The 22,812-nt window shown below is 41.5% G+C and carries 24 protein-coding genes and 2 pseudogenes; 12 read left to right on the top strand and 14 right to left on the bottom strand.

Translation table 11 applies throughout. The features are described from left to right. Positions 1 to 406 precede the first annotated feature (406 nt). Genes PROCOU_RS07260 through PROCOU_RS07250 form a run of 5 tightly spaced genes read left to right on the top strand, consistent with a single transcriptional unit; the run spans position 407 to position 3,204 of the window. A complete protein-coding gene (locus PROCOU_RS07260; RefSeq protein ID WP_051994270.1) occupies positions 407 to 1,264 on the top strand; it encodes a cysteine desulfurase family protein in 858 nt (285 codons plus the stop codon). Then, positions 1,191 to 1,571, top strand: coding sequence for an aminotransferase class V-fold PLP-dependent enzyme (locus tag PROCOU_RS18830; RefSeq protein WP_208855802.1), 381 nt, complete (start codon positions 1,191 to 1,193; stop codon positions 1,569 to 1,571). Before PROCOU_RS07260 ends, PROCOU_RS18830 begins: the two co-directional genes overlap by 74 nt. Further along, the gene (locus PROCOU_RS16505) at positions 1,568 to 1,969 is read left to right on the top strand and encodes an adenine nucleotide alpha hydrolase family protein (protein WP_051994269.1); all 402 of its coding nucleotides are present in this window, start codon (positions 1,568 to 1,570) and stop codon (positions 1,967 to 1,969) included. The genes PROCOU_RS18830 and PROCOU_RS16505 overlap by 4 nt, the downstream gene beginning before the upstream one ends. After that, positions 1,932 to 2,630, top strand: a complete 699-nt coding sequence (locus PROCOU_RS16500; protein WP_077913366.1) for an aminomethyltransferase beta-barrel domain-containing protein — start codon at positions 1,932 to 1,934, stop codon at positions 2,628 to 2,630. The genes PROCOU_RS16505 and PROCOU_RS16500 overlap by 38 nt, the downstream gene beginning before the upstream one ends. Further along, positions 2,623 to 3,204 carry a hypothetical protein gene (locus PROCOU_RS07250; protein WP_036070983.1) on the top strand — a complete coding sequence of 194 codons (582 nt, stop codon included), beginning with the start codon at positions 2,623 to 2,625 and terminating at the stop codon, positions 3,202 to 3,204. The genes PROCOU_RS16500 and PROCOU_RS07250 overlap by 8 nt, the downstream gene beginning before the upstream one ends. Before the next feature lie 54 nt (positions 3,205 to 3,258). Here the strand turns inward: PROCOU_RS07250 and PROCOU_RS07245 are convergent, their stop codons facing one another. Then, positions 3,259 to 3,621, bottom strand: a complete 363-nt coding sequence (locus PROCOU_RS07245) for a winged helix-turn-helix transcriptional regulator (protein WP_036070980.1) — start codon at positions 3,619 to 3,621, stop codon at positions 3,259 to 3,261. A 128-nt stretch (positions 3,622 to 3,749) separates the two neighbouring features. Between PROCOU_RS07245 and PROCOU_RS07240 the strand changes: the two genes are divergently transcribed. Then, on the top strand, positions 3,750 to 4,931 hold the full coding sequence (locus PROCOU_RS07240) for an MFS transporter (protein ID WP_036070978.1): 1,182 nt from the start codon (positions 3,750 to 3,752) through the stop codon (positions 4,929 to 4,931). A 1-nt stretch (position 4,932) separates the two neighbouring features. Continuing rightward, the gene (locus PROCOU_RS07235; protein ID WP_036070975.1) at positions 4,933 to 5,748 is read left to right on the top strand and encodes an aldo/keto reductase; all 816 of its coding nucleotides are present in this window, start codon (positions 4,933 to 4,935) and stop codon (positions 5,746 to 5,748) included. 171 nt (positions 5,749 to 5,919) lie between these two features. Here PROCOU_RS07235 and PROCOU_RS07230 read toward each other — a convergent pair whose 3' ends face one another. From PROCOU_RS07230 to PROCOU_RS18395, 10 genes and pseudogenes are all read right to left on the bottom strand, one after another. Further along, entirely contained in the window at positions 5,920 to 7,230 is a 1,311-nt protein-coding gene (locus tag PROCOU_RS07230; protein WP_159101197.1) for a right-handed parallel beta-helix repeat-containing protein, read from the bottom strand. Further along, a complete protein-coding gene (locus tag PROCOU_RS17730) occupies positions 7,115 to 7,411 on the bottom strand; it encodes a hypothetical protein (RefSeq protein WP_159101196.1) in 297 nt (98 codons plus the stop codon). The genes PROCOU_RS07230 and PROCOU_RS17730 overlap by 116 nt, the downstream gene beginning before the upstream one ends. A gap of 188 nt (positions 7,412 to 7,599) precedes the next feature. After that, a complete protein-coding gene (locus tag PROCOU_RS07225) occupies positions 7,600 to 7,974 on the bottom strand; it encodes an RpiR family transcriptional regulator (protein ID WP_149023629.1) in 375 nt (124 codons plus the stop codon). A gap of 60 nt (positions 7,975 to 8,034) precedes the next feature. Further along, a pseudogene (locus PROCOU_RS07220) lies at positions 8,035 to 8,987 on the bottom strand (LacI family DNA-binding transcriptional regulator). Between the two features lie 127 nt (positions 8,988 to 9,114). Next, positions 9,115 to 10,423 (bottom strand): annotated as a pseudogene (locus PROCOU_RS07215) (hemolysin family protein). A gap of 186 nt (positions 10,424 to 10,609) precedes the next feature. Beyond that, the gene (locus tag PROCOU_RS07210; protein WP_036070971.1) at positions 10,610 to 11,305 is read right to left on the bottom strand and encodes an NAD-dependent protein deacylase; all 696 of its coding nucleotides are present in this window, start codon (positions 11,303 to 11,305) and stop codon (positions 10,610 to 10,612) included. Beyond that, a complete protein-coding gene (locus tag PROCOU_RS07205) occupies positions 11,305 to 11,577 on the bottom strand; it encodes a helix-hairpin-helix domain-containing protein (protein WP_036070970.1) in 273 nt (90 codons plus the stop codon). Before PROCOU_RS07205 ends, PROCOU_RS07210 begins: the two co-directional genes overlap by 1 nt. 132 nt (positions 11,578 to 11,709) lie before the next feature. After that, positions 11,710 to 12,354: a fructose-6-phosphate aldolase gene (gene fsa / locus PROCOU_RS07200; RefSeq protein ID WP_036070967.1), complete on the bottom strand. Its 645-nt coding sequence runs from the start codon at positions 12,352 to 12,354 to the stop codon at positions 11,710 to 11,712. 140 nt (positions 12,355 to 12,494) lie between these two features. Beyond that, positions 12,495 to 13,169, bottom strand: a complete 675-nt coding sequence (locus PROCOU_RS07195; RefSeq protein ID WP_036070964.1) for a Crp/Fnr family transcriptional regulator — start codon at positions 13,167 to 13,169, stop codon at positions 12,495 to 12,497. Positions 13,170 to 13,536: 367 nt separating this feature from the next. Continuing rightward, complete coding sequence (locus tag PROCOU_RS18395; protein WP_244266260.1) at positions 13,537 to 13,749, bottom strand: hypothetical protein; 213 nt, start codon at positions 13,747 to 13,749, stop codon at positions 13,537 to 13,539. Here PROCOU_RS18395 and PROCOU_RS07190 point away from each other — a divergent pair. From PROCOU_RS07190 to PROCOU_RS16490, 5 genes are all read left to right on the top strand, one after another. Then, entirely contained in the window at positions 13,646 to 15,250 is a 1,605-nt protein-coding gene (locus PROCOU_RS07190) for an ABC transporter ATP-binding protein (protein ID WP_244266264.1), read from the top strand. The genes PROCOU_RS18395 and PROCOU_RS07190 overlap by 104 nt on opposite strands. 57 nt (positions 15,251 to 15,307) lie before the next feature. After that, on the top strand, positions 15,308 to 15,979 hold the full coding sequence (locus PROCOU_RS07185; RefSeq protein ID WP_036070962.1) for a response regulator transcription factor: 672 nt from the start codon (positions 15,308 to 15,310) through the stop codon (positions 15,977 to 15,979). Further along, positions 15,979 to 16,248, top strand: a complete 270-nt coding sequence (locus tag PROCOU_RS16495; protein WP_051994265.1) for a hypothetical protein — start codon at positions 15,979 to 15,981, stop codon at positions 16,246 to 16,248. Before PROCOU_RS07185 ends, PROCOU_RS16495 begins: the two co-directional genes overlap by 1 nt. Before the next feature lie 82 nt (positions 16,249 to 16,330). Beyond that, complete coding sequence (locus tag PROCOU_RS07180; RefSeq protein WP_159101195.1) at positions 16,331 to 17,029, top strand: sensor histidine kinase; 699 nt, start codon at positions 16,331 to 16,333, stop codon at positions 17,027 to 17,029. Positions 17,030 to 17,279: 250 nt separating this feature from the next. After that, positions 17,280 to 18,089, top strand: coding sequence for a leucine-rich repeat domain-containing protein (locus PROCOU_RS16490; protein WP_051994263.1), 810 nt, complete (start codon positions 17,280 to 17,282; stop codon positions 18,087 to 18,089). A gap of 295 nt (positions 18,090 to 18,384) precedes the next feature. Here PROCOU_RS16490 and PROCOU_RS07170 read toward each other — a convergent pair whose 3' ends face one another. The 3 genes from PROCOU_RS07170 to PROCOU_RS07160 form a co-directional block, all read right to left on the bottom strand. Beyond that, positions 18,385 to 18,906, bottom strand: a complete 522-nt coding sequence (locus tag PROCOU_RS07170) for a WxL domain-containing protein (RefSeq protein WP_077913364.1) — start codon at positions 18,904 to 18,906, stop codon at positions 18,385 to 18,387. Continuing rightward, the gene (locus tag PROCOU_RS07165; protein ID WP_036070958.1) at positions 18,858 to 21,887 is read right to left on the bottom strand and encodes a pectate lyase-like adhesive domain-containing protein; all 3,030 of its coding nucleotides are present in this window, start codon (positions 21,885 to 21,887) and stop codon (positions 18,858 to 18,860) included. Before PROCOU_RS07165 ends, PROCOU_RS07170 begins: the two co-directional genes overlap by 49 nt. A gap of 178 nt (positions 21,888 to 22,065) precedes the next feature. Next, positions 22,066 to 22,680, bottom strand: a complete 615-nt coding sequence (locus tag PROCOU_RS07160; protein WP_036070956.1) for a 7-carboxy-7-deazaguanine synthase QueE — start codon at positions 22,678 to 22,680, stop codon at positions 22,066 to 22,068. Between the last annotated feature and the right edge of the window lie 132 nt (positions 22,681 to 22,812).

Genomic DNA, 22,812 nt, shown 5'->3' with positions numbered 1-22,812 from the left:
TCCCTCCTCATGCACAAAATGGATGTAACGTTTTCATTTTATGCGATAACCTTCAAATCATCTGACCAAAAAATGACATAAAACATGTATTTTTTGAAAAAATAAGGGTGGTAATTCCCTGTTAAATCATGGCTTAACTCATGTTATGCGCAATTCATCACAAAAAGGCTCTATATTTGATAACACTAACATATTTTAAAATTTAGGTACTACCTTAAACAAGTAAAAATACCTCTTCACCTTATTTGATAGCGATTTCTTTTTTTCATAAAATACTTATTTGTAGGTATTTTATGATTAGATGTCTTTCTAAATAAATCATACGATAGTTTTAGACAAGAAATTGTCACCTGGCATCAAAAAATCTTAAGATGCTGGTCAACTATATAGAGAAAAGAGTGATAACATGTATTTGGATTATGCTGCTACAACACCGATTCACCCATCAGTACTGGAAACAATGTTCACTGTGATGGAAGAAGAGTTCGGAAACCCATCTAGTGTTCACCGATTCGGGCGGAAGGCGCGCTATATTTTAGATTCATCCAAAACTACATTGGCTACAAGTATTGGTGCAAAAGAAAATGAAATTATCATCACAAGCGGTGGTTCAGAAAGCAATAACCTAGCCATCTTTGGGGTTATCAATCAGTTGCCTCAAAATGCCGGGAAACATATCATTACGACGCAAATCGAACATGCTTCTGTGCAGGAGCCGATGTCTTATTTAGAAACACAAGGTTTTGAAGTTACCTACCTGTCGACAAAAGAGAGTGGTTCTATTTGTTTGGATGAGTTGCAACAAGCAATACGCCCTGATACTGTTCTCCTGTCTATCATGATGGTAAATAATGAAACAGGTGTTATTATACCGATTAAGGAAATAAGTACACTGATCCGAAAACAAAATCCGACCATAGTTTTTCATACAGATGCTGTTCAGGCATATGAAACACAAACCATCGATGTCTCTGAACTAGGCGTTGACCTACTTTCTACCTCGGCACATAAAATTAGCGGGCCAAAGGGTGTCGGCTTTCTTTTTAAAAGGCAAGGCTGCAAAATCGAAAGTTTAGTGATGGGCGGTGAGCAGGAGGAAAATAAACGCGCAGGAACGGAGAATATTGCAGGAATCGCAGGATTTGCAAGTGCAGTAAAAATCATGCAAAACCCTGAAAATCATGTTGTAGATCACATCCAAGCTCTGCGAGATACTTTTTTTACGTGGCATCACTGGTCAAGTTGCTTTCGAAATCAATGGTGATAATGCAAGTAAAGCACCACACATTTTAAATATTTGGTTTCCCGGTATTCCATCGAATCTGCTAATTCCACACTTGGACCTCGCTGGTATTGCCATTTCTGCTGGCTCTGCTTGTTCTTCTGGAAGTGTGAAGTCCAGCCATGTTTTGGTTTCGATGTTCGGTTCAGAAAGCCCTAGAAATACCGAGTCCGTTCGCGTTAGTTTCGGACCAGACTTAGCAATCACAGATATCGAAAATGCTACAAAAATTCTAATCCAAACGATTTCAAAAATCCAAGACTTATTACAAAAGGAAGTGCTCGTATGAAAAAAGGTCCAACAGTTGTAGTAGGCATGAGTGGCGGTGTAAATTCATCCGTTGCCGCTTACTTATTAAAAAAACAAGGATATAACGTTATCGGTCTGTTCATGAAAAACTGGGATGAGAAAAATGAGGACGGCATTTGTACCGCAACAGAAGATTATCGGGACGTTGTCAAAGTGGCAAATGAACTCGATATCCCTTACTACTCGATTAATTTTGAGGCAGATTATATGGAGCGCGTTTTTAAACATGTCGTTCGTGGCCATCTGGAAGGAAAAAATCCAAGTATTGATGTTCGTTGTAACCAAGAAGTGAAGTTCGGGCTTTTTAAAAAAATATGCGAAACAATTAGGTGCAGATTACATCGCAACAGGGCATTATGCCAAAATAAGCGTTGTTGATAATGATATTAAACTGATGACTGGTGCTGATCAAAATGAGCAGACCTATTTTTTAAGTATGCTAAAAAAAGAACAGTTAGAGAACGTCATTTTCCCGCTATCTGGATTAGCCCGGTGGGAAATTCGTGAACTTGCTATTGGCGCCAAACTGGCAACTGCTGCAAAAACCGATTCTGATGGCCTTTGCTATATTGGTGAACAAGAGTTTAACCAGTTTATTCGTGACTTTGTGGAACAAGAAGAAGGCGCTATTATTTATGAACAGGAAACTATCGGTAAACACGATGGCTTAGCTTTTTATAAAATCGGTTCAAGCTATGAATTCATGACGGGGGAAAGTAGCTCAAGACTGACCGTCATTGAAAAAAATTACAGTAACAATGCACTCATCGTCAGTGAAAACCATAATCATCCGCAATTATTTGTGACAGAAGCTTGGATTAATCATATAAGCTTATTCTCACACGTAGATAAGACGTTTGATTCCCTTATTTGTCATGCCAAAACGGGTTATCGAAAGCCTAATATTAGAGTAACCATCTCTCCTCAAAACGAGAGGACGCATATTATGTTTGATGAGCCGGTTAGAGCCCTTCTGCCCGGACAACACATCGCTCTTTATAGTGGTTTTGAATGTATCGGAGGCGCTGTTATTGGCTAGCCCCTCGTTACAAGATTACACCACTAACTATAAAATTTTACATGACGCGCAAGAATCACTTTTTCCGTACACCATTTCTAGAGTGGAAAGCGCCTCTTCTTTTTCCGTACTAGGCAATATCGCGACGACTACGCTAGGGATTATAGAAGAAGATGGTGCAACAATTGAATATATGGGCACCCATTTGGGACCATTATGTAGAGGCTTTTATTTTTGCATTCCCGGTGTTTTCGAGTTTAATGGAAAAGCCATTTTATTAGAACGTACAGGGTACAATGGAAATTTGATGATTGGGAATACAAATTTAAACAGCGCGTTTAATCCAGACTCTCTATTTTCTGAAGTGTCACTAATCGCACCTTTAGCACCTAGTGCACCTGCATTGAACTATGTTATATTCCCTCGAGGTGGTCTCATTACATTGCCAAAATCGATTCACCTCTATGTCGTAAGCGGTGATATTCAATATGAACAGGAATACTTATCAGCAAAAGATATCCGCTTTACGACAAAAGCTACCGTGATGGAAGTCAAAAGTGAAGTAGGAAAATGCTTTTTGCTGAAAGCTTTCTAAGTTAAAAAACAGGTTTAGTGGGGCTACTACCACTAAACCTGTTTTTATTTTTCTCTACTGATTCAATATACTCTCTTCCAAAAAATCTGCTCGCTTACCATGTACACGCTCAATATGACCGTCACCCCAATTGCACAAAGCGCTCAAAATACTCTCTAGTGATTGGCCATATTCACTCAATTCATACTCCACTTTGGGCGGTACCTGATTATAAACAATTCGATTTATAATTCCATCTTGTTCTAACTCTCGCAATTGTTGTGTGAGCATTTTTTGCGTAATAGATGGGATTAATCGTTTCAGCTCGCTCGTTCGCTTTTTACCATGTGTTAAATGGCATAGAATCACGCATTTCCACTTACCACCAATGACCTCAAGTGTAGCCTCGACAGAAATATTATATTTTTTTTGCATCACCTGCTCCTTTCTATAGGCACTAAAAAGTACCTACATTACAAAAAAGTACGTACTTGTTTTAATATCTACTAAGTATCATAATAACACTTGTCATCAAAAAAGCAAGCAGCATTTAAGGGGGTTATCACTTGAAAGGAAATCGAAATATTTTAGCGTTATTAGCTTTAGCAGTTAGCGCTTTTGCAATTGGAACGACCGAATTTATTAGCGTCGGATTGCTTCCTCTCATCGCGAAAGACTTAGCAATACCAGTTAGCACAGCGGGACTCACCGTCTCCCTTTATGCGGTTGGCGTCATGTTCGGTGCGCCGATTTTAACAGCACTAACATCCCGTATGAACCGTAAAGTATTGCTACTCACCATCATGATTGTATTCATACTCGGCAATCTGACCGCGGCATTCTCTAATACTATCACGCTACTACTCATCGCTCGCGTCATATCTGCCTTCGCACACGGCGTCTTCATGTCCATCGGGTCCACCATCGCGACTGACCTTGTTACACCAAACAAAAGAGCCAGCGCCATATCCATCATGTTCACTGGACTCACAATCGCAACCATAACCGGTGTCCCGATTGGCACACTTATCGGGCAACAATTCGGCTGGCGCGCTGCATTCTTTGGTATCACAGCAATCGGCATCATTGCACTCATCGCTAATCTCATCCTAGTCCCGAAAAACTTGCGACCCGGCAACAAAATGACACTAGGCGATCAAATCAAAGTACTCACAAACGGCCCGTTACTACTCGTGTTCGCCATTACCGCACTCGGCTACGGAGGAACTTTTGTTGTATTCACCTATATGACACCGCTACTTGAACAGGTCACTGGTTTTCCAACTGACACTATCGCGATTCTCCTTTTCATCTACGGAATCGCTATCGCTATCGGCAACATGATTGGTGGGAAAGTCGCCAACAAACGACCAATCCAAGCTTTATTTTATATGTTTATCGCGCAAGCCGTCGTGCTCGGATTACTCTACTTCACCGCCCCATCCAAAATTTTCGGGCTCACAACAATCCTACTCATGGGTGTTTTTGCCTTCATGAATGTGCCTGGCTTACAAGTCTACGTCGTGATTTTAGCAGAGAAATTCGTCCCAAAAGGCGTTGATATCGCGTCCGCACTTAATATCGCCGCGTTTAACGCCGGCATCGCACTTGGCTCCTATATCGGCGGGCTTGTTATTACCCATATGCGCATCATCGACACAACCTGGATTGGTATGATTATGGTCCTCATAGCCGTAGCTCTAACCGCATGGAGCAAAAAATTAGAAACAAAACAGGAGGAATTTTAAAATGAAAACAGTCAAATTAGCAAATGGAATCGACATGCCCGTCCTCGGACTTGGCGTATTTAAAGTAGCAGAAGGTGCCGAACTCGTATCCGCCGTCAAAGAAGCCATCCGACTCGGCTACCGTAGCATCGACACTGCAGCCATCTACGGCAACGAAGCAAGTACGGGCCAAGGCATTCGCGAATCCGGCATCCCACGCGAGGAACTTTTTATCACATCCAAAGTCTGGAACGCTGACCTCGGATACGAAGAAACACTTGCCGCTTTCGACGAAACCATGCGAAAAATGGAACTCGACTATCTCGATCTCTATCTCATTCACTGGCCTGCCGATAACAGATACATCGATGCTTGGCGCGCGCTCGAAACACTTTACAAAGCGGGTCGCATCCGCGCAATCGGCGTTAGCAATTTTCAGATTCATCATTTAGAAACACTCAAAAATCACGCCACCATCATGCCAACCATCAACCAAGTAGAACTCCATCCACGACTCACACAAAAAGAGCTTATCGCGTATTGCCAAGAAAACAACATCCACGTCGAAGCTTGGTCACCACTCATGCAAGGTTGGCTCTTCGACAATCAGACACTCCAAGCAATCGCGGCATATCACAATAAAACCATCGCTCAAATCATCCTGCGTTGGGACTTACAAAACGGCATTATTGCTATTCCAAAATCCACAAAACCCCACCGCATCGCAGAAAATATGGACATCTTTGACTTTGAGTTAACTCTCGATGAAATTGCCAAAATCGATGCCCTGAATCAAAATCGACGCGTTGGGCCAGATCCAGATAACATCGATTTCTAAACAATTAGATAAGCGCGACTCAGACTGTTTAGGCAATACTTCAAATGATTTCCCACCAAACCTTAGCGTATCGATAAATGCTTAGTTTCTCGGCAAAAAATGAGTATTTAATGCTGAAATAAACGTTTATCGACACGTTGAGCGATGGCTCACAAAAAGCATCACTTATTCCTATTTTTTAAATGTAAAATTATTCGTATTTCTCACCACCACATCATTCGTATCCGCAATCTTCATCACCAGCTTGGCATTTCTCGTATTTAAGCTCCCATTAGCAAACAAACTTGCCCCCCGATAATTTTTTGACAGCAACATACCGTAGCCCGATACCTTACTCCATTTCGCATTATTCCACTCCCCATTATTCTGTCCACCACGAAAAACAATACCCTCAATCGGCGCTGAAACGAGTCTACCAATGTAATTCCCAACAATGGAAGCCCGCTTATTGTTCGCAGTTAACACAATACCATTATAATTTGTCCTACCACTACTTTCCAACTGTATCCGGTTCCCCGAAACAATCGCGCCAAAAGTCGCCTGTATTACAATTCCACCAGCATAAACACTAATTGCCTGCACATTCTCCACCTGATTATTCAAAACCTGTATGCCCGTTGCATAAACTGCATCACGACTCTTCTTCAATTTAGCACCAGAAACAACAATGCCACGCACCGTTTTAAATTTCTCCGACCTAGCCAATTTCAACCTCATGTAATCCGACTGCTTATTAATTCGGTTATTACGAATTACCACATTTTGAGGCGGGCTAACTGTTCCTGCATCACCAGCCAATGTAATCGAAACAATGGCAATCGCATTTCTTACATTCAAAATTGTATTATTCTGAATCACCAAATTTCGCCCATGATGCGTATCAATCCCTTCCCAAACAGCATTATTCAAAATATAGGAATCTGTAATCAAAGCCCCCTCACTGCGCGGATTCACTTTCGCCTGAACACCCGCAGCCAATTTACTATCATACACTTCCGTCAGCGCAATATTATACGCCCATCGCTGTCCCAAAACACCTATATCACGCACCGTCACTTTTTGAATCGTCGTATTGTTCGCCGAGTACCCAATAATTCCTGCATAACCAATATTGGAAACCATCATCTGCGCTTGCGTCACCCCAACAATCCGCACACGATCCGTATACTTGAGAAAAATACCATTCCCATCAAAATTTTGAATCCGGCTGTTCAAAATCTGCACATTTCGTACACGCTGATTCGCACTAGCGCCGACAATTTCAACCCCATTATGCTTTAAATTTACGGACTTCCGCATACCTTGACCATCTATAACAACATTTTCAAGTTTTGTATCACTCCCAAGCTTCACAACAGGAATCTGATTATTCTGCCACACCTTTAAAATTGGCATCGCATTTAAACCAGCACCACGCAACGTTACGCCTGGCGGAACCACCACCGTCCGCGCAAGCAGAAAAGTACCTTTTGGCAATGTCACCACTTTTTTCAGCCACCACCTTACTTTTCCCAGCTTTTTGTAATGCCTCATTAATTTTCTTACTATTCATCATCGCCTTTCCCTCATCCATTGATAATTCCACAGAGGCATTGACACTCGAAGAAAAAACCATGGTAAAATAAACCAAAAACACTCCAACTATAACTTTGGTTCGTATCATCCTGTTCTCCTCCATTCAAAAATAGCTTTTCTCTCTCTACCATCATTTCGGCCAATTCAAACCAAAAAAGCATGAAAAAACAGTCTGAACTGCCATTTCACGCTCCTCATTTATACATAGTTCAAAATATCACTCGGCTTCTCAAAAATTAAATTCGCGCTCTCAAAACCATCCGTTCTCTTCGCTAATCAATCCGCAAAATAATGTTGGTGATGCGTCGTATACTGCCGCCTTTTGGCATATCGAAACTGCGTCCCATCCTGCTTCACACCATACCTAGACGTCCGCAACTCCCAAGCAAAATCGCTCAAATCACCATCCACAGCTTCATCTAACTCAAACAACATATCCCCACAAGCAAACGTCACATAGAGCCGTCCATTCTCCGCGACAATCAAAATATCCGTCAACTTAGCTATTGGAAACGTCTGTCGCTTCTTCATCCCCATACTATAATTCCGATCAAAAACGAGATAATCCCGCTCCAAATAAAACTCTCCGTACTGAAACTCCATTCCAAAGTTCGCCGCCACCTTACACATACCCGCAACACGCATCATCATCGCCCCTTCCAATTTCTATTATATTGAATATAAACGATGAAATGCATTTCAGGTCAAGCGCTATATCGAATTTCGTATCACAATTTCATGTTGCACCTGTTTTTGCTCCACTTTTTCATTCAAAAATAGCTCCACAGCCACCTTCCCAATCTCTCGCAAGTTCTTATCCACTGTCGATATCTCTAGCACATCCCCAATTGGCAAATTCTCCTCACCCAGAATTGCGATATCCCTTGGCACATTAAGGCCTTGATGTGTTGCATAATAATGCATTCCCGCCGCAATCACATCCCCATTCGCATAAATCGCTGTCGGAGGCTCCGCCAAATCTAAAAACCGAGCCCCGCCCTTTTTCCATCCGCCAAATCAAAACAATCTTGCAAAATAAGCGCATCATCCAACTCTCCAAAAACAGCCTCGTAAGCCATTATTTTCAATTTTGTACTATTGCTCCATCGCTCCTCACGCCCAACCGTGAAACCCACACGCGTATGCCCAGCACGCTTCAAAAGCTGGAATCCGTCCGTGTATGCCTGCAACTGATCCACATAAGCACATGAAATCAGTGGATGATTGATATACTCACAAGCAACAATAGATCCATACTTCGCGTACGGCGCAATCGTCTCCCAATCATTAGCACGTGAAGCAATTACAAGCCCGTCAATCCGCTTTGTTTTCAGCATTCGCAAATACCGTTCTTCCTCCGCTTGATCATATCCCGTTGGACAAATCACCACCGAATAACACTTCGCAAAAGCTGCCTCCAAAACACCATTCATCACCTTATCAAACCACGGATGATCATTGTACGGCAATACAAACCCAATCGTATTTGTCCGCCCACGACTAAGATCAACTGCATTCCGATTCGGACTATAATCTAATTCCGCAATCACCTTTTGAACGCGCTTACGTTTCTCCTCCACAACATATGGATGGCCGTTCAAAACACGCGAAACTGTCGTCACCGAAACCCCAGCCAATTTTGCGATATCCTTAATATTCGACAAGTCACGCACCCCCATTTCCCTCTACCGCTATCATACCGATAAAATAAGCCCATCTCAAGCCCCATGATTGTTATACAAAAAGATTCCTTAGAAGTATCTCTCACCCCAAAGGAATCCTATAACTACCCTATTTTCCTATCTCCACTCGTATTGTGACAACACGCGAATCTTTAATCTCTGTCACAATAAAAGTTAAATTCTCATATTCCAAAACAACCTCTTCACCATCATCGGGAATTGTTTTCAGTTGTGTCAACACAAAACCAGCAATCGTCTCTATTCCTCTATCAGGAAGTTCCACATGAAACATTTCATTGAAATCATCGATCGGCATTCGTCCTTCAACAATAAACGTGTGCTCATCCAACTTCTTCACCTCGTCAGACAACACATCAAACTCATCATCAATTTCGCCGACAATCTCCTCCAATAAATCCTCCACTGTCACGATACCAGCGACACCACCATACTCATCCATCAAAATAGCCATTTGATTATGGGATTTTTGCATTGCTTTCAACAAATCATCCACAAAAATCGTTTCTGGCACGAAGAAAGCCTCTTTCACTAACAACTTTACGTCGATATTATCAAAACCTTGTTTCCTCGCCGCCAAAAATAAATCCTTCATATGCAGAATACCGTACACCGAATCCATGTCGTCCAAATAAACCGGAATACGCGAGAAATTTTTCTCCAAAAGTTTATCTACCAACACACTCGAACTCTCATTCGCATTGATCATAAAGCTATCCGTACGCGGCACCATCACTTCTTTCGCATAAATCGTGTCCATTTCAAAAACACCACGAAGCATGTCAAGTTCCGCTTTTTCAATTGCACCATCACGTCGGCCAGTCTCAATAATAAGTTGCATTTCCTCACGCGTCATCTTATCTGTGTTCTCATCCTTATCCATGCGCGTTATTTTCACAAGCGCATTTGTTGAGAACGATAAGAATTTGACAAACGGTGACAAAATCAAGCTAATAATCATAATTGGTCGTACCGAAAAACGAGAAATAGCTTCCGCTTTCTGTAACGCAATGCGCTTCGGATAAAGCTCACCAAAAACCAGTGTAATATAGGATAAAATAATGGTCACAACAACTACTGCCATCTCATTCGCAAAAGCAGTTCCGCCAAATCGCTCCCCCAAAACAGAGGCAATACTCGTCGCTGCCGCCGCACTAGAGAAAAATCCAGCAAGCGTAATGCCCACTTGAATTGTCGCGATAAAACGACTCGGATCATCTATCATTTTCACAAGCAACTGCGCTTTTTTTATCACCTTGCTCTGCCTGCGATCTAACACGGTTTTTGTTAAGCGATACCAACGCCATTTCTGCCGAAGCAAAAAACGCATTCAGTAACGTCAACACCAAAATAAGAATTAATTGTACAATAATCTGCTGACTCTCGGGGTCAGGGTTCATCAACCATCCACTCCTTTATCTTTGTGTGGAGCATACCCCAAGTAAATCGGCAGCAAGTGTTCGCTCGATTTTTGTAAAACCTAGTCTTCATCCTACCCAAAAAGATAAAACAAGAACCTCAGCTTTGTTCGGAGTTTGTCCATACCTTTAAAATTTTACCATGATTCGCTAACTGTTCGCAAGAAATCACAATTCTTTAAAAATACTGATAGCATTGTCTTGGATCATCGTATATTTGAGTGGTAGTCGTAGTAACTCCTGGTTTACTGCAAACACTACGCTTTCAGCTTTGCGATAATCAGTTAAATTGCAAAATGGACTTACTTTGAAAGAAGTACCCACAATCACAATCAAATCTGCTTTCGTAATTGCTTCTAAGGCACGATTTATCGCGTCCTCTGGCAAATTTTCTTCGTACAATACAACATCTGGGCGAATGGTTCCACCGCAATCCTCATGCTTATCCGACTCTAAATACCGCTCTACATGAAGCATCATTCCGCACCTTTGACAAGTGCAACGATACAGACTACCGTGAAACTCCACCACATTCCGCGAACCAGCTTTAGCATGTAAGCCATCAATATTCTGTGTCACGACTGTCACCTTTTTCCCCGCGCGCCGTTCGATTTCTGCCATTTTTTTATGAATCACATTCGGTTCTGCATTCGGATAGTACATATTATCCCGCACAAACGCATAAAACTTATCCGGCTCATTCTGCAAACACGTTGCACTTAGCAAATACTCCGGATTTTCTTTCCCCATATACAGTCCATTTTTCGAACGATAATCCGGAATTCCTGAAGACGCCGACACACCTGCACCTGTCAAAAACACAATCCGTTCACTACTCACCAAGCTCTCCGCAAGCGTTCCCATCACTCCACCTCCCCAGGATAGACACGATTCTTCCAATTCCACCATTTCAAGAGAGCCGGATCTGGCTCTTCTGTTTCCACAAAATAAACCGCACATCGAAATGTATAGAGCACACATGGATCAACACGCTCACCCTCAAATTCACACATCAATTCATACAAATGAAGCGGGTTTTTCCCCTTCAAGTCTGCCATTTTGTAAATTCCAATGTTATGTAACGCCTCACTCAAACGCTTTCCAATCCCAGGTATTTGCAATAGTTCATCCATCATCATTCCCGCCCCCCGTTCCTTACCTCTATTCTACCATGCATTCTATACACATTTAAACCGTATCATCCAGGTTCAACGATTAAAAAGAACAAACCATCCTAAAAGCATAGCTTGTTCTTCTCATTCTATTCATTATTTTTGCGTCGCCTGCCAATCCGCCAAAAATTTCTCAATTCCCGAATCAGTAAGCGGATGCTTCAACATTTGCTCGTATACCTTATATGGAATTGTTGCAATGTCTGCACCTGCACGTGCACACTCAATCACATGAATCGGATGACGCACGCTTGCCGAAATAATTTCCGTAGCAATATCATGAACTTTAAAAATTTCTGCAATATCACGAATCAAAATCAACCCATCAGAACCAATATCATCCAAACGCCCCAAAAATGGCGACACATATGTAGCACCCGCTCGCGCTGCAAGTAAAGCCTGCGCTGCTGAAAAAACTAGCGTCACATTCGTCTTAATACCTTCCTTGTTTAGCACCGCAACCGCAGCCAGCCCTTCACCCGTCATCGGAATCTTAACAACCATATTCGGATGGATTTTAGCAATCACGCGACCTTCTTCAATCATTTTTTCTGCTTCCAAACTAACGACTTCTCCGCTAATCGGCCCGTCTACAATCGACGTAATTTCCTCGATTACCTGATTAAAATCACGCCCCTCTTTCGCAATCAAAGAGGGATTCGTTGTCACCCCAGCCACAAACCCCATTCGGTTAGCCTTCCTGATTTCCTCCACATTGGCAGTATCGATAAAAAATTTCATGTTCATCCTCCTCATGCGCATTAAGCGCTTTCATAACTTCCATCCCATTGTATACCTTTTACCACTAAATGTCTCATGAACTGCTTTTTTGCGAAAAAAAAAAATAGGCACGACATTAACGTCACACCTAAATTCTAATCCTACAATCTATCTCTATCAATAATAAGTAGCGGCTTCGGTCGATTGCGCAAAATTCCTGCCCCAATCAAGTTCATAACAGTATGGGCCACATATTCACGAGACGTATTCGTATATCTGCCCAAAACCTCTTGCGTCAATTGTCTCGGTAAAATAATGCCATCTTCCGTCTCCGTCCCCAATTCAAGCCCTGTTTTCAATAAAACTTTTCTGATTCGCTCTTCTTTCTTCAAGAAAGTAAGTTTACAGAAATATTGATATTCCCGTAGCTCCTCTGCCATATATTCCGCCATAAAAAACGTACCTTCCTGCTCATACCGATTCAAAATCGCAAGCAAAAACGAACTATCAACTTCCATGATTTCGCCATGTCCCAAACTTTGCAACAATTGGCTCGGTTCCCAAGAATCATAGTAAATGTGGTGCAATCCGAAACAATCATGCTTCCCCAAAAAGCGCGTAATACCATCTTTTGGCTTATCACTCTGTATCACTACGCCATAAATACCACTCAAAATAAAGTATATTTTGAATTCTTCGCCTTGTTTATTTTTTAAAATATCACCTTTTTTCGTACGACTCACCGAACAGTATTTATTGAAATCAGGGTGCTCAAAACAGTACTCTATCAATTTAGTCACAGTAATACTTGATTTTCCCTCTTTTAGAAATAGCATAGGCTCTCCTTCTCACTTTCTAATCGATGTATCTTTAAATTATAACATATGATAACTTAAAATTACTACTATATTAGCGACGCATTATGTATAATTTAGACACATATATAGCTAAAAAACGATTTCAGGGGTAAAAAAAATGAATATATATTCCTTATAAAATCCTAAAAAAAAAGAATTTAAGTCTACTTTCGTTAGCATTAATCAAAACTTTTATAAATGTAGTTTTTATCACATTATAAGTTGTTCATATTCCATTCATAATCATCCTTTATATTAAAGTGGCACGAGGGAAAACCTCAAACAGATAGCGTAGCATCGAAAGGAATGGAATAACATGAAAAAGATAAAAAAAAGAAAAGTCATCCTATAGTTGGAAACAGTTTTTCCAACTACTCATCTCAACTAGACCATCAAAAGCAGTCATCATTGGCGGATTTTTAGCAAGTTTAGTAACAACAGCAGCAGGACTACTCATCCCGCTATTCACCAAAAACCTAATTGACGGGTTCTCGCCATCATCACTGAGTTGGCAAATGATTGCAACAATCGTCGCGGTATTTGTTCTCCAAGCCGTCACAAACGGTTTTGCGATCTTCCTGCTTAACTTAATGGGCCAAAAAATGGTGGCTGCAATGCGTGAGAAACTATGGAAAAAAACTCTAAATTTGCCAGTATCCTATTTCGATAATACTAAATCTGGTGAAATGGTCAGCCGGATGATTAACGATACAGTGGTTATCAAAGAATTAATTGCCGACAGCTTACCACAATTCGTAACCGGCGTCATCTCCGTTGTCGGTGCCATAACTATCCTATTTGTTATGGACTGGAAAATGACACTACTACTCATCGTTGCAGTTCCAATTACAGCACTTGTTGTTGCCCCACTTGGTCAAAAAATGTTCAAAATTTCCCGGGGCATGCAAAAAGAAACAGCAGATTTCACTGGCTCTATCAGTCAAACACTATCTGAGGTTCGTCTTGTAAAATCGTCTAATGCAGAAGCAAAAGAAATCACAGATGGCACATCAGGGATTAGCCGCTTGCTAAAATTTGGTGTCCGCGAAGCAAAAGTAACAGCTATTATTGGACCATTGATGCTTTTCGTTGTGATGGGCGTCATCGTTGGAATTATTGGCTACGGCGGTATCCGCGTCTCGGCCGGCACATTGTCCACCGGCACGCTTATTGCATTCTTACTTTACCTGTTTCAAATCATCGTACCAGTTACATCATTTGTCACTTTCTTCACCCAACTCCAAAAATCAAAAGGTGCCACAGAACGCATCTCCGAAATTTTGAACCACGAAGAAGAAAATATTTACGATGGAGCTACGATCGATGTTAGTGGTAAGAAAATTACTGCAAACAAGCTCTTTTTCTCCTATAATGAAGATGAGCCGATTTTGCAAGACATCTCGTTTGAAACAAGACCCGGCGAAGTCATTGCTTTCGCAGGCCCAAGCGGCGGTGGTAAATCAACCTTGTTCGCGATTCTAGAGCGCTACTATAAAACAAATTCAGGCGAAATTCTGATTGGTGACCAACCTCTAAGTGAAATTTCAATTCATTCTTGGCGCAGTCAAATCGGTTACGTGTCACAAGAAAGCGCGATGCTTTCCGGTACGATTCGTGATAATTTATGTTATGGTTTAGATAAAGAATTCAGCGATGACGACTTGTGGGCTGTTACAAAATTAGCCTACGCAGACACTTTCATTGCAAAACTGCCTAACCAACTGGACACAGAAGTTGGGGAACGTGGTGTGAAACTTTCCGGCGGACAACGTCAACGTATCGCGATTGCTAGAGCTTTCCTTCGCAATCCGAAAATCTTAATGCTAGATGAAGCTACAGCAAGTCTTGATAGCCAGTCCGAGCGCATTGTCCAACAAGCCTTGGCGAACTTGATGGAAGGACGGACAACATTTGTGATTGCACATCGCCTTTCAACTATTGTGAATGCAAACCAGATCTTATTTATCGAACACGGCGAAATAACAGGCCGGGGAACACACAGCGAACTCGTTGCCAATCACCCACTATACGCAACATTCGCGGAACAGCAATTGACTTAATCAAAAACGATAGCGATATTTCCCAGGAAATATCGCTACTCTTGGAGGTAGAGATAGATGAACCGCATTTTGATGGTAGATGACGATAGCAACATTCGCGAGCTCGTCACCATTTTTCTAGAAAAAGAAGGATTTACCGTTTTTAACGCAGAAGACGGTATTGATGCACTCGCTGTTCTTGAAAAAACAACAGTCGATTTGGCAATTATCGATATTATGATGCCGAACATGGACGGTTGGGAACTATGTAGTGCTATCAAAAGCTTTCAAGAAATTCCCGTTATTTTCTTAACTGCGCGTGGAGAAATCGAGCAAAAAATAAAAGGATTCAGCCTTGGCGCCGATGACTATGTTGTGAAACCATTCGCGCCCGAAGAACTCGTAGCAAGAATCCGCGTTCTCCTCAAGCGTTATCAAATCCTAGCAACCCAAGAAATCCGTATTGGTAACATCTCACTGAATGAAAAAGAAATGCTTGTTACACTTCAAAACCGCGCCATTACGCTACCACTAAAAGAATTCCAGCTACTATTCCGCCTCGCCGGATATCCCGATAAAACCTTCTCCAGAGAACAACTCATCGAAGAAATCTGGGGCTATGATTATGAAGGTGATGAGCGAACAGTAGACGTCCACATCAAGCGTTTACGCGAAAAATTCCCAGCCGACATATCCGGCTTTACCATTCGTACCATTCGCGGACTCGGCTACCGTTTGGAGGAGGCATAATGAGCAAAAAACTAAAAGCCATTGCAACTAGCCTCATGGTTGGCATCTTTTTCGTCCTAGCCAACCTTGCCTCCTACACCACCTTCACATGGCTAAAAGAAAAATATGATTTCTCCTGGCCTACGGTGCTAGAACAAGCAACCATCGCGGCAGGCGGTATCACCATCATGGTTCTCATTGGATTTATCCTCAGCCGTTTTTTTTTTCCGACACGAACGCGCCTATTTCAAAATATTCGGCGCTGTCCTAGAAGAAATTGGGCGTGGTAACTTTCAAATTAGCGAACAGCTCCGCCCATTACAACGCATGGATGACGGCAATATCCGTGACACCGTTCTACAAGTAGAAAAAATGGCTGAGCAACTCGGTGAAATGGAGACGCTACGGCAAGACTTTATCGCTAACGTCTCCCATGAAATCCAATCACCACTCACATCCATTTCCGGTTTCACTAAACTGCTCCAAGATAACAACCTAAGTGCCGAAAAACGTACCCATTATCTCGAAATTATTCAGGCAGAAACAAGTAGACTCTCCAAAATCAGCGAGAACCTACTCAAATTAACCGCCCTAGAAAAAAATGATTACAAACTCAATCCCACTGAATTTCGCCTAGACTACCAGATTCGCGATATGATTCTAACCGCCGAACCCCAGTGGCAAAGTAAACAACTTGACGTCATCGTAGACCTCACACCAACTAAATTTTACGGTGATGAATCCCTACTCTACCAAGTGTGGCAAAACCTTTTTCACAATGCCATCAAATTCACGCCTGAGAACGGGGTGATTCATGTAATACTCACCGAAAAACAAGACAGGTCAATCGAAATAACCATCCAAGACAGCGGCATCGGGATTTCCCAAGAAGATCAATTACGAATTTTTGAACGCTTTTATAAAGCCGACCTGTCACGCCAAGCCAAAATTGGCGGCAGCGGACTTGGACTCTCGATTGTAAAGCGAATTGCCGATTTACATGATATTGGGATTTCAATTGATAGTAACAAAGGCGGAGGAACCAAAATAACACTAAAACTATCAAATTAGGATAAACAGTTGCCCCCGAACATTATTCGCTGTAACTCGACTTTGGAATCTAATTTAATTAGACTTCTTGGCTAGCTTGAAATTGGTTAACTCTTTTTACGTCATTCTACTTTTTAGAAATAGTCTTAATAAATATTTAATCTTCTAAATATATCCAGTTAATATAATGCTGATAACATTGGTATAACGAAAGCTACACACTCAGTAGAATAAACATGCAAATTAAAAAATAGAAGGAGACTAGAAAAACATGAAGTTAACAACAAAAATTGCAACAATAGCTGTCTTTACCATCGGCTTAAGCGGAATAGTGTCACCATTAGTAAGTGCGTCATCTACACAAAACAACGTTACCGAGGCATCAAATGTACAATCAACTCCTAAAATTAAGAATACATTCCATTCATTATTAGCAAGTGATATCGCAGTACAGTTAGGCAAAACAACAGAAGACCGCTTCACTGCTGAAGATGCTGCTAAAATTACAAGCCTAGTTATAAAGCCCGGTGTTACAACATTTAAAGGTGTGAATCAACTCGTCAACTTAGAACAGTTATTCTATGCTGGTGGCAGTGTTAAATCTATTGACTTAAGCGCCAATAAAAAATTAAAGCACCTTGCATTGGTCCACGGTCAGATGACAAAGCTTAATATAAGCGCTAATGATAATCTAGTGAGCCTATCTATAAATGATAATTTACTAAAAACATTAGATCTTACAAACAATGTAAAATTAAAATCCTTACAGGCAAGCTCAAACCGTCTGAAAATGCTTGATTTTTCTAAGAACAGTGAGCTAAATTCTATTAGTTTAGACAACAATCTATTAACAAACTTGGATGTAACATCTAACAAACAGTTGCAAATGCTTTGGGCATACAACAATAAAATCAAGGAAATTGATTTATCTAAAAACAACCAACTAACTATGCTATCTCTTGATAATAACGCCCTGAAAACATTAGATTTATCGCAAAACAAATCACTAATTTTTGCTAGTGCTGCGAACAATCCAGGTGTTGCAACAGGAGCTATCCAAGAACTCTATCGTACTTATTAAACAATTTATATTTATGTGTCTGTTCTACTGATTTAGCACAGCATTCGTTGAAAAATGTACTCAAAAAATCTAATAACAGATTTTTGAGTACATTTTTTTCCAGATCTAAGCCCGAGAGCCTAATTAATCTATACTTCACAACTACTATAAAAAAGTAAGCAAAACCATTACCCTAGTTTTACCTACTAATCTTAGTATTTTATTAGTTATGACTTTGAGCTCTATTTTGTCGTTTTTAGATACTATCATACTGAATGAACCCTGTATGATAGTATCCTGTTTTTTCTCATCTATATCAAGGCGTATCTTCCAGCGTCCAATGAATTGTCGTGCTATATTCTTTATTCGCACGCGCTGTTCCTGGACGAACATTCAATACTAACTCAGAAGCATCCGCCGTATTTAGATCTATTTCTGTCACACCGTCTGAACTAGATGTATTCGAGAAAATCTCATTCGCCACGCTATTTAGCGGAATCAAAATCGTATTCCCATCTTCTTGGCTTCTGACAAACAGGCTGTTAATTAACTCCTCTCCATCCGCCGTTGCAAGCGGTGCATCAAGTTGTGCCGTCAGTTTCCAATTGGTCCCTTCCGAGCGGGTATCCTCAACCGTTAACTTCACATCATCCTGAGGTTTCAAAAACTGCTCACGAGAACTAATAGCCACCGTTCCAAATGAAATTTCAGGGGTCGCTGATTTAAATTGTAGCGTCCCAGCTAGAACCGTAACAGTAATTTCGCGCTCTAATTCGCCTAATGTCACCTTTACTTGATACTTTCCAGGTGTTGGTGTAATCGTCTCAACCCCCGCCATTTGAACCGAAGTGATAGCACTTGCACCCGTTGCAATAACGTAGCTTGCACATTCGCCATTTCTAAAACCATATCCTTCAATGCCGTAGGAGTCGTTGGTAAATCTGCTGTAGCAACTGCGAAATCCTCCGCATGTAATAAATAATTCTCATCTTTAATGGAACTGCTATCTTGTACAAATACTGGAACAACAAAATTTGCAGCATTGCCGGCATTATCTGTCAGCGTTACAGTTGCTGTCGAATAGCCAATTTTAGAAACATCAGGTACCTCTGTGATTGCATAACTTATATTATCATCACCATCTCCGGCGTTGTCTGTAACATTCTCCACTAGATTCTTCGGATTTGTCGTGAACGTGTCACCGAGCGTTACAAACTGTCTAATCACGTCCGCCGTCGGAGCCGTTGTATCCACAACATTCATCTGGTTAGACTGGGCACTCACATTCCCAGCAGCATCCTTTGCCACCGCATAGTATACTTTGTTCGGCGTCATCGGGCGCTTTTCAACAGGAACCGCTATTGCAAAATTCCCTGCCCCATTCGTCACGCCACTCACAAATTCACTATCATCAGCTGAATCATAAATCGTCACTGTACTTCCAGCCTCGGCTTGCCCACTAATAACCGCATCCACATCTTTAATCGCAGTCAAAACTGGTGCATCTGGAACCGTGTCATCTTGAACAACCGTCTGTGCCGAGTTATCCTTCCCATTTAAGAAAGCATAAACAGTTACCGCACTTCCAGCTGTCAAAACCTTCCCCTCTGGCAACTCGTAACGATAATTCCCATCATTATCAGCAATCAAATGAAACTTCGTCGTTTTATCTTCCTCATTTGGCGAATCAAGTGTCCCAAAAGGAATTGCAGGGTCACCAGAAAGTTGTACAACAGCACCGGGATTCGCCTTTCCAGTAATCACTCGGCTATTCTCACGATTTACATTATCACTTAAATTCCCAATCGTTACATCAACATCCGGAATCCCTTCAAAAAGAACACGCTTGAAATTCTGCGTTCTAAAGTTCGTCGTAAAACTATTCTTAATCGCCGCATTTACCGATTGACCCGTTGCAGCTGTAACGTTTGCTGCACTATATGTCACCTTCACGCCGAACATCGGGTTCCAAATAAAATCAGAATTGTCATCCATGCCATCCGTCCACGTCTTCGTATTCCAAGCCTGAATAGACTGGACATCCACATCTAGATTACCCGACATCCGCAATAAACGGGCGGTTGCAGCAGGGTTCGTATTATTAAACTTAATATCAACACGTTTCGCATTCGCAAATTGGAATTTTGAAGTCCCACGCAGATAAACCAGATACTTAGCACCAGTTCCGTCTGAACTAACATCAAACACACCATTTCGTCCAATCAGAATAGTACCAGTTCCCGTACTAAAAATATCTTGCGTAGAAGTTCCCGTATTCGTCGCTTCCAACTTAAACTCCGCGTCATCACTAACATTCAAAGTTCCAGCACCATTAATATAAAACGGGCTACCATAGTACATTGCACCACGAGCTTTAATATCCACTTTGGCATTATTGGAAACACTGAAAGTACCCGCATTCATCCAAATTCCGCCAACCGCTGTTCCAGATGACGGAACCGCGTTATCCATCTTAAGCGTTGCGCCATTTCGAACATAAATATTTCCATAACTAGTAATCCCTGAAACCGCTCCATCCGCGACAGTTGCATTCGTTCCAGACGTATAAATATCCAAAACCGAGTTCTCCGCAATATCTACCGTTCCACCTGTAAAGATATACATTGCGCCACTTGACTCATTCGTAACCTTCACATCAGCACCTTCAAGAATATTCATATCACCAACAGCAAACGTCGTTTGATTCGCAAGCGTCGTATAACTCACACCATCAAAAGGACTAACATAACTATTCGTCTGCGCAAAAGATGATTTCCCAGAAATTTTAGTAGTTGTTGCTGGAGCATGAATCGCTTGAGAACCTCGGTAATTCACATTGTTATAAACAATCGTATTCGTAGCATTCGTTCCACCAGCTGAATTATCCGTATAAAAACCATAATAATTTTTTCCATACGTATTCAAATCATTAAACGTAACCACTTTTGGCAAAGAATAAGTATCATATGGTGCATAAGATTGATTTCTAAAATCAATTGTGTGCCCATTTCCGTTTATCGTAAATGGACGTTCAGGCATTCTTTGATAATAGGCACCTGTATTTGTCGGACTCGCGTCAGCCGCAGAAAACGCTGCATAATTAATGTCCGCTAAAACATTAATCGTCGCTATATCCTTATTCATCATCGCATTATGAAATTCCGTCAATGTGCTTACATTCGCCACACTCGGATCCACAACATCCTCTAAAGTAACCATTTCATCCGCAACTCTTGTCATCACCTGTGGGTTCAGTGGCGCCACCGTTTCTTCTTCGTCTATTTCCGGTGTAACTTCCTCCATCTGTTCCGACTCAACTGCAACCGCAATCAGATTCGACTCCACCATATTACCACTCGCATCATATCGTACTGCTTGCAACGTATAACTCTGTGCCTTTTCAGCTGTCAAAAGTAAATCATATACATGCTCTGTCGCATCAGTATTCCAAGTCACTTGAGCACTCCTAGATTCCTCATCAAAATCAATTGTACCCATATTTTTGGTAGCATTATGCTTCTTTGTGGCCTCCAAATCAAGAGACATCCCAACCGGAATCGCAATCGTAACCACATTTACCGACCCCTTGTCACTCGGAGGATTATCCGAATAACTCAGCGCCGTATCATCTTTTAATGTCAAACTAAACTGGCGATTCTCCGTCTGCTTCGGCTTATCCACAATAAGTGAAAGCCCTGTACCAGCCGAAACCCCAGTTGCAAACCAATTACCAAGTCCCGCGCTATTTATCGGTCCAATCATCGTAATTGTAAAAATCAGAAGAATAATAATAGGCATCTTCAGTCTTTTCTTCATCATATTAAAACTCCTTTCGTATCTCACAAAGGCACGTCCATTTAGCTATACCTCTATACTACACATCAAGAGCCACCAAAACAGGATATTATCAAAAAATTCCACCCGTTAGAAATAAATGATTATACAAAAAAACTTATCTCGTAAAACTAATTCACAAGATAAGCTTCCCTCATAATAACTATTCAATCCCCGCCAATTTATGTGTCTGAATGCTGAGCGACCACTTATTTTCGCCACGCCCTGTATTCAATTTCCCAAGTTGGCTAATCGTTTCCAACATATTAAATGCGCCTTCCTCTTCACAAGGCGACAAATAATACCTTTTCGCGGGAATCAGCGCCTCTATCTGCGCACAAAACTCCTGAATATCACCATCTACAACGATTCGAACCTCATCCGCCCGCGATAAATGGCGTTTCTCATACATTTCACTGTACAACCTTTTTGGACTCGTTGCCACGTAATCAATTTCTACAGGGACTTCTTTCAAACCATTCGTCTCAATCGCCAAGTAATAACCCTCTATCTTCAAAGCTTGCAATAGTTCTTCAATCCCGCGTTGAATCGTTGGCTCACCTCCAGTTATGACAATATTCCGCGCCGTATATTTATGCACCTCATCCAAAATCTGCTGCCCCGTCATCATTTCAAATTCATTATAATTTGTATCACACCAAGGACAATCCAAGTTACATCGGCCAAACCGAATAAAAATACTCGGCATACCCGTATTATAGCCTTCACCCTGCATCGTCTCAAAAATCTCTACAATTCGATATTCGCGCTCAGTCATGCATATCACCCACATATTCACAAAAAGAAGTCGGCGTCTCACCCAACCGAATCGCCGAAACTGGTAGGTAAGGCGTCAGCCAATCATAAATCACTATCGCCATCCCCTCTGCCGTTGTTCGACAAGGTAACG

Source organism: Listeria rocourtiae FSL F6-920 (genome assembly GCF_000525975.1).
GTDB classification, from domain to species: domain Bacteria; phylum Bacillota; class Bacilli; order Lactobacillales; family Listeriaceae; genus Listeria_A; species Listeria_A rocourtiae.
This window is presented reverse-complemented; position numbering and strand designations above follow the sequence as displayed.

Coding starts and splice junctions, on each gene's coding strand:
- PROCOU_RS16490 (WP_051994263.1), top strand. CDS start 17,280: ATGAAGTTAACAACAAAAATTGCAACAATAGCTGTCTTTACCATCGGC.
- PROCOU_RS07185 (WP_036070962.1), top strand. CDS start 15,308: ATGAACCGCATTTTGATGGTAGATGACGATAGCAACATTCGCGAGCTC.
- PROCOU_RS07225 (WP_149023629.1), bottom strand. CDS start 7,974: ATGATGATGCGTGTTGCGGGTATGTGTAAGGTGGCGGCGAACTTTGGA.
- PROCOU_RS07210 (WP_036070971.1), bottom strand. CDS start 11,305: ATGGGAACGCTTGCGGAGAGCTTGGTGAGTAGTGAACGGATTGTGTTT.
- PROCOU_RS17730 (WP_159101196.1), bottom strand. CDS start 7,411: ATGATACGAACCAAAGTTATAGTTGGAGTGTTTTTGGTTTATTTTACC.
- PROCOU_RS07260 (WP_051994270.1), top strand. CDS start 407: ATGTATTTGGATTATGCTGCTACAACACCGATTCACCCATCAGTACTG.
- PROCOU_RS07160 (WP_036070956.1), bottom strand. CDS start 22,680: ATGACTGAGCGCGAATATCGAATTGTAGAGATTTTTGAGACGATGCAG.
- PROCOU_RS07165 (WP_036070958.1), bottom strand. CDS start 21,887: ATGATGAAGAAAAGACTGAAGATGCCTATTATTATTCTTCTGATTTTT.
- fsa (WP_036070967.1), bottom strand. CDS start 12,354: ATGAAATTTTTTATCGATACTGCCAATGTGGAGGAAATCAGGAAGGCT.
- PROCOU_RS07205 (WP_036070970.1), bottom strand. CDS start 11,577: ATGATGGATGAACTATTGCAAATACCTGGGATTGGAAAGCGTTTGAGT.
- PROCOU_RS07195 (WP_036070964.1), bottom strand. CDS start 13,169: ATGCTATTTCTAAAAGAGGGAAAATCAAGTATTACTGTGACTAAATTG.
- PROCOU_RS16505 (WP_051994269.1), top strand. CDS start 1,568: ATGAAAAAAGGTCCAACAGTTGTAGTAGGCATGAGTGGCGGTGTAAAT.
- PROCOU_RS07235 (WP_036070975.1), top strand. CDS start 4,933: ATGAAAACAGTCAAATTAGCAAATGGAATCGACATGCCCGTCCTCGGA.
- PROCOU_RS16495 (WP_051994265.1), top strand. CDS start 15,979: ATGAGCAAAAAACTAAAAGCCATTGCAACTAGCCTCATGGTTGGCATC.
- PROCOU_RS07170 (WP_077913364.1), bottom strand. CDS start 18,906: ATGGCGGGGGTTGAGACGATTACACCAACACCTGGAAAGTATCAAGTA.
- PROCOU_RS07180 (WP_159101195.1), top strand. CDS start 16,331: ATGGCTGAGCAACTCGGTGAAATGGAGACGCTACGGCAAGACTTTATC.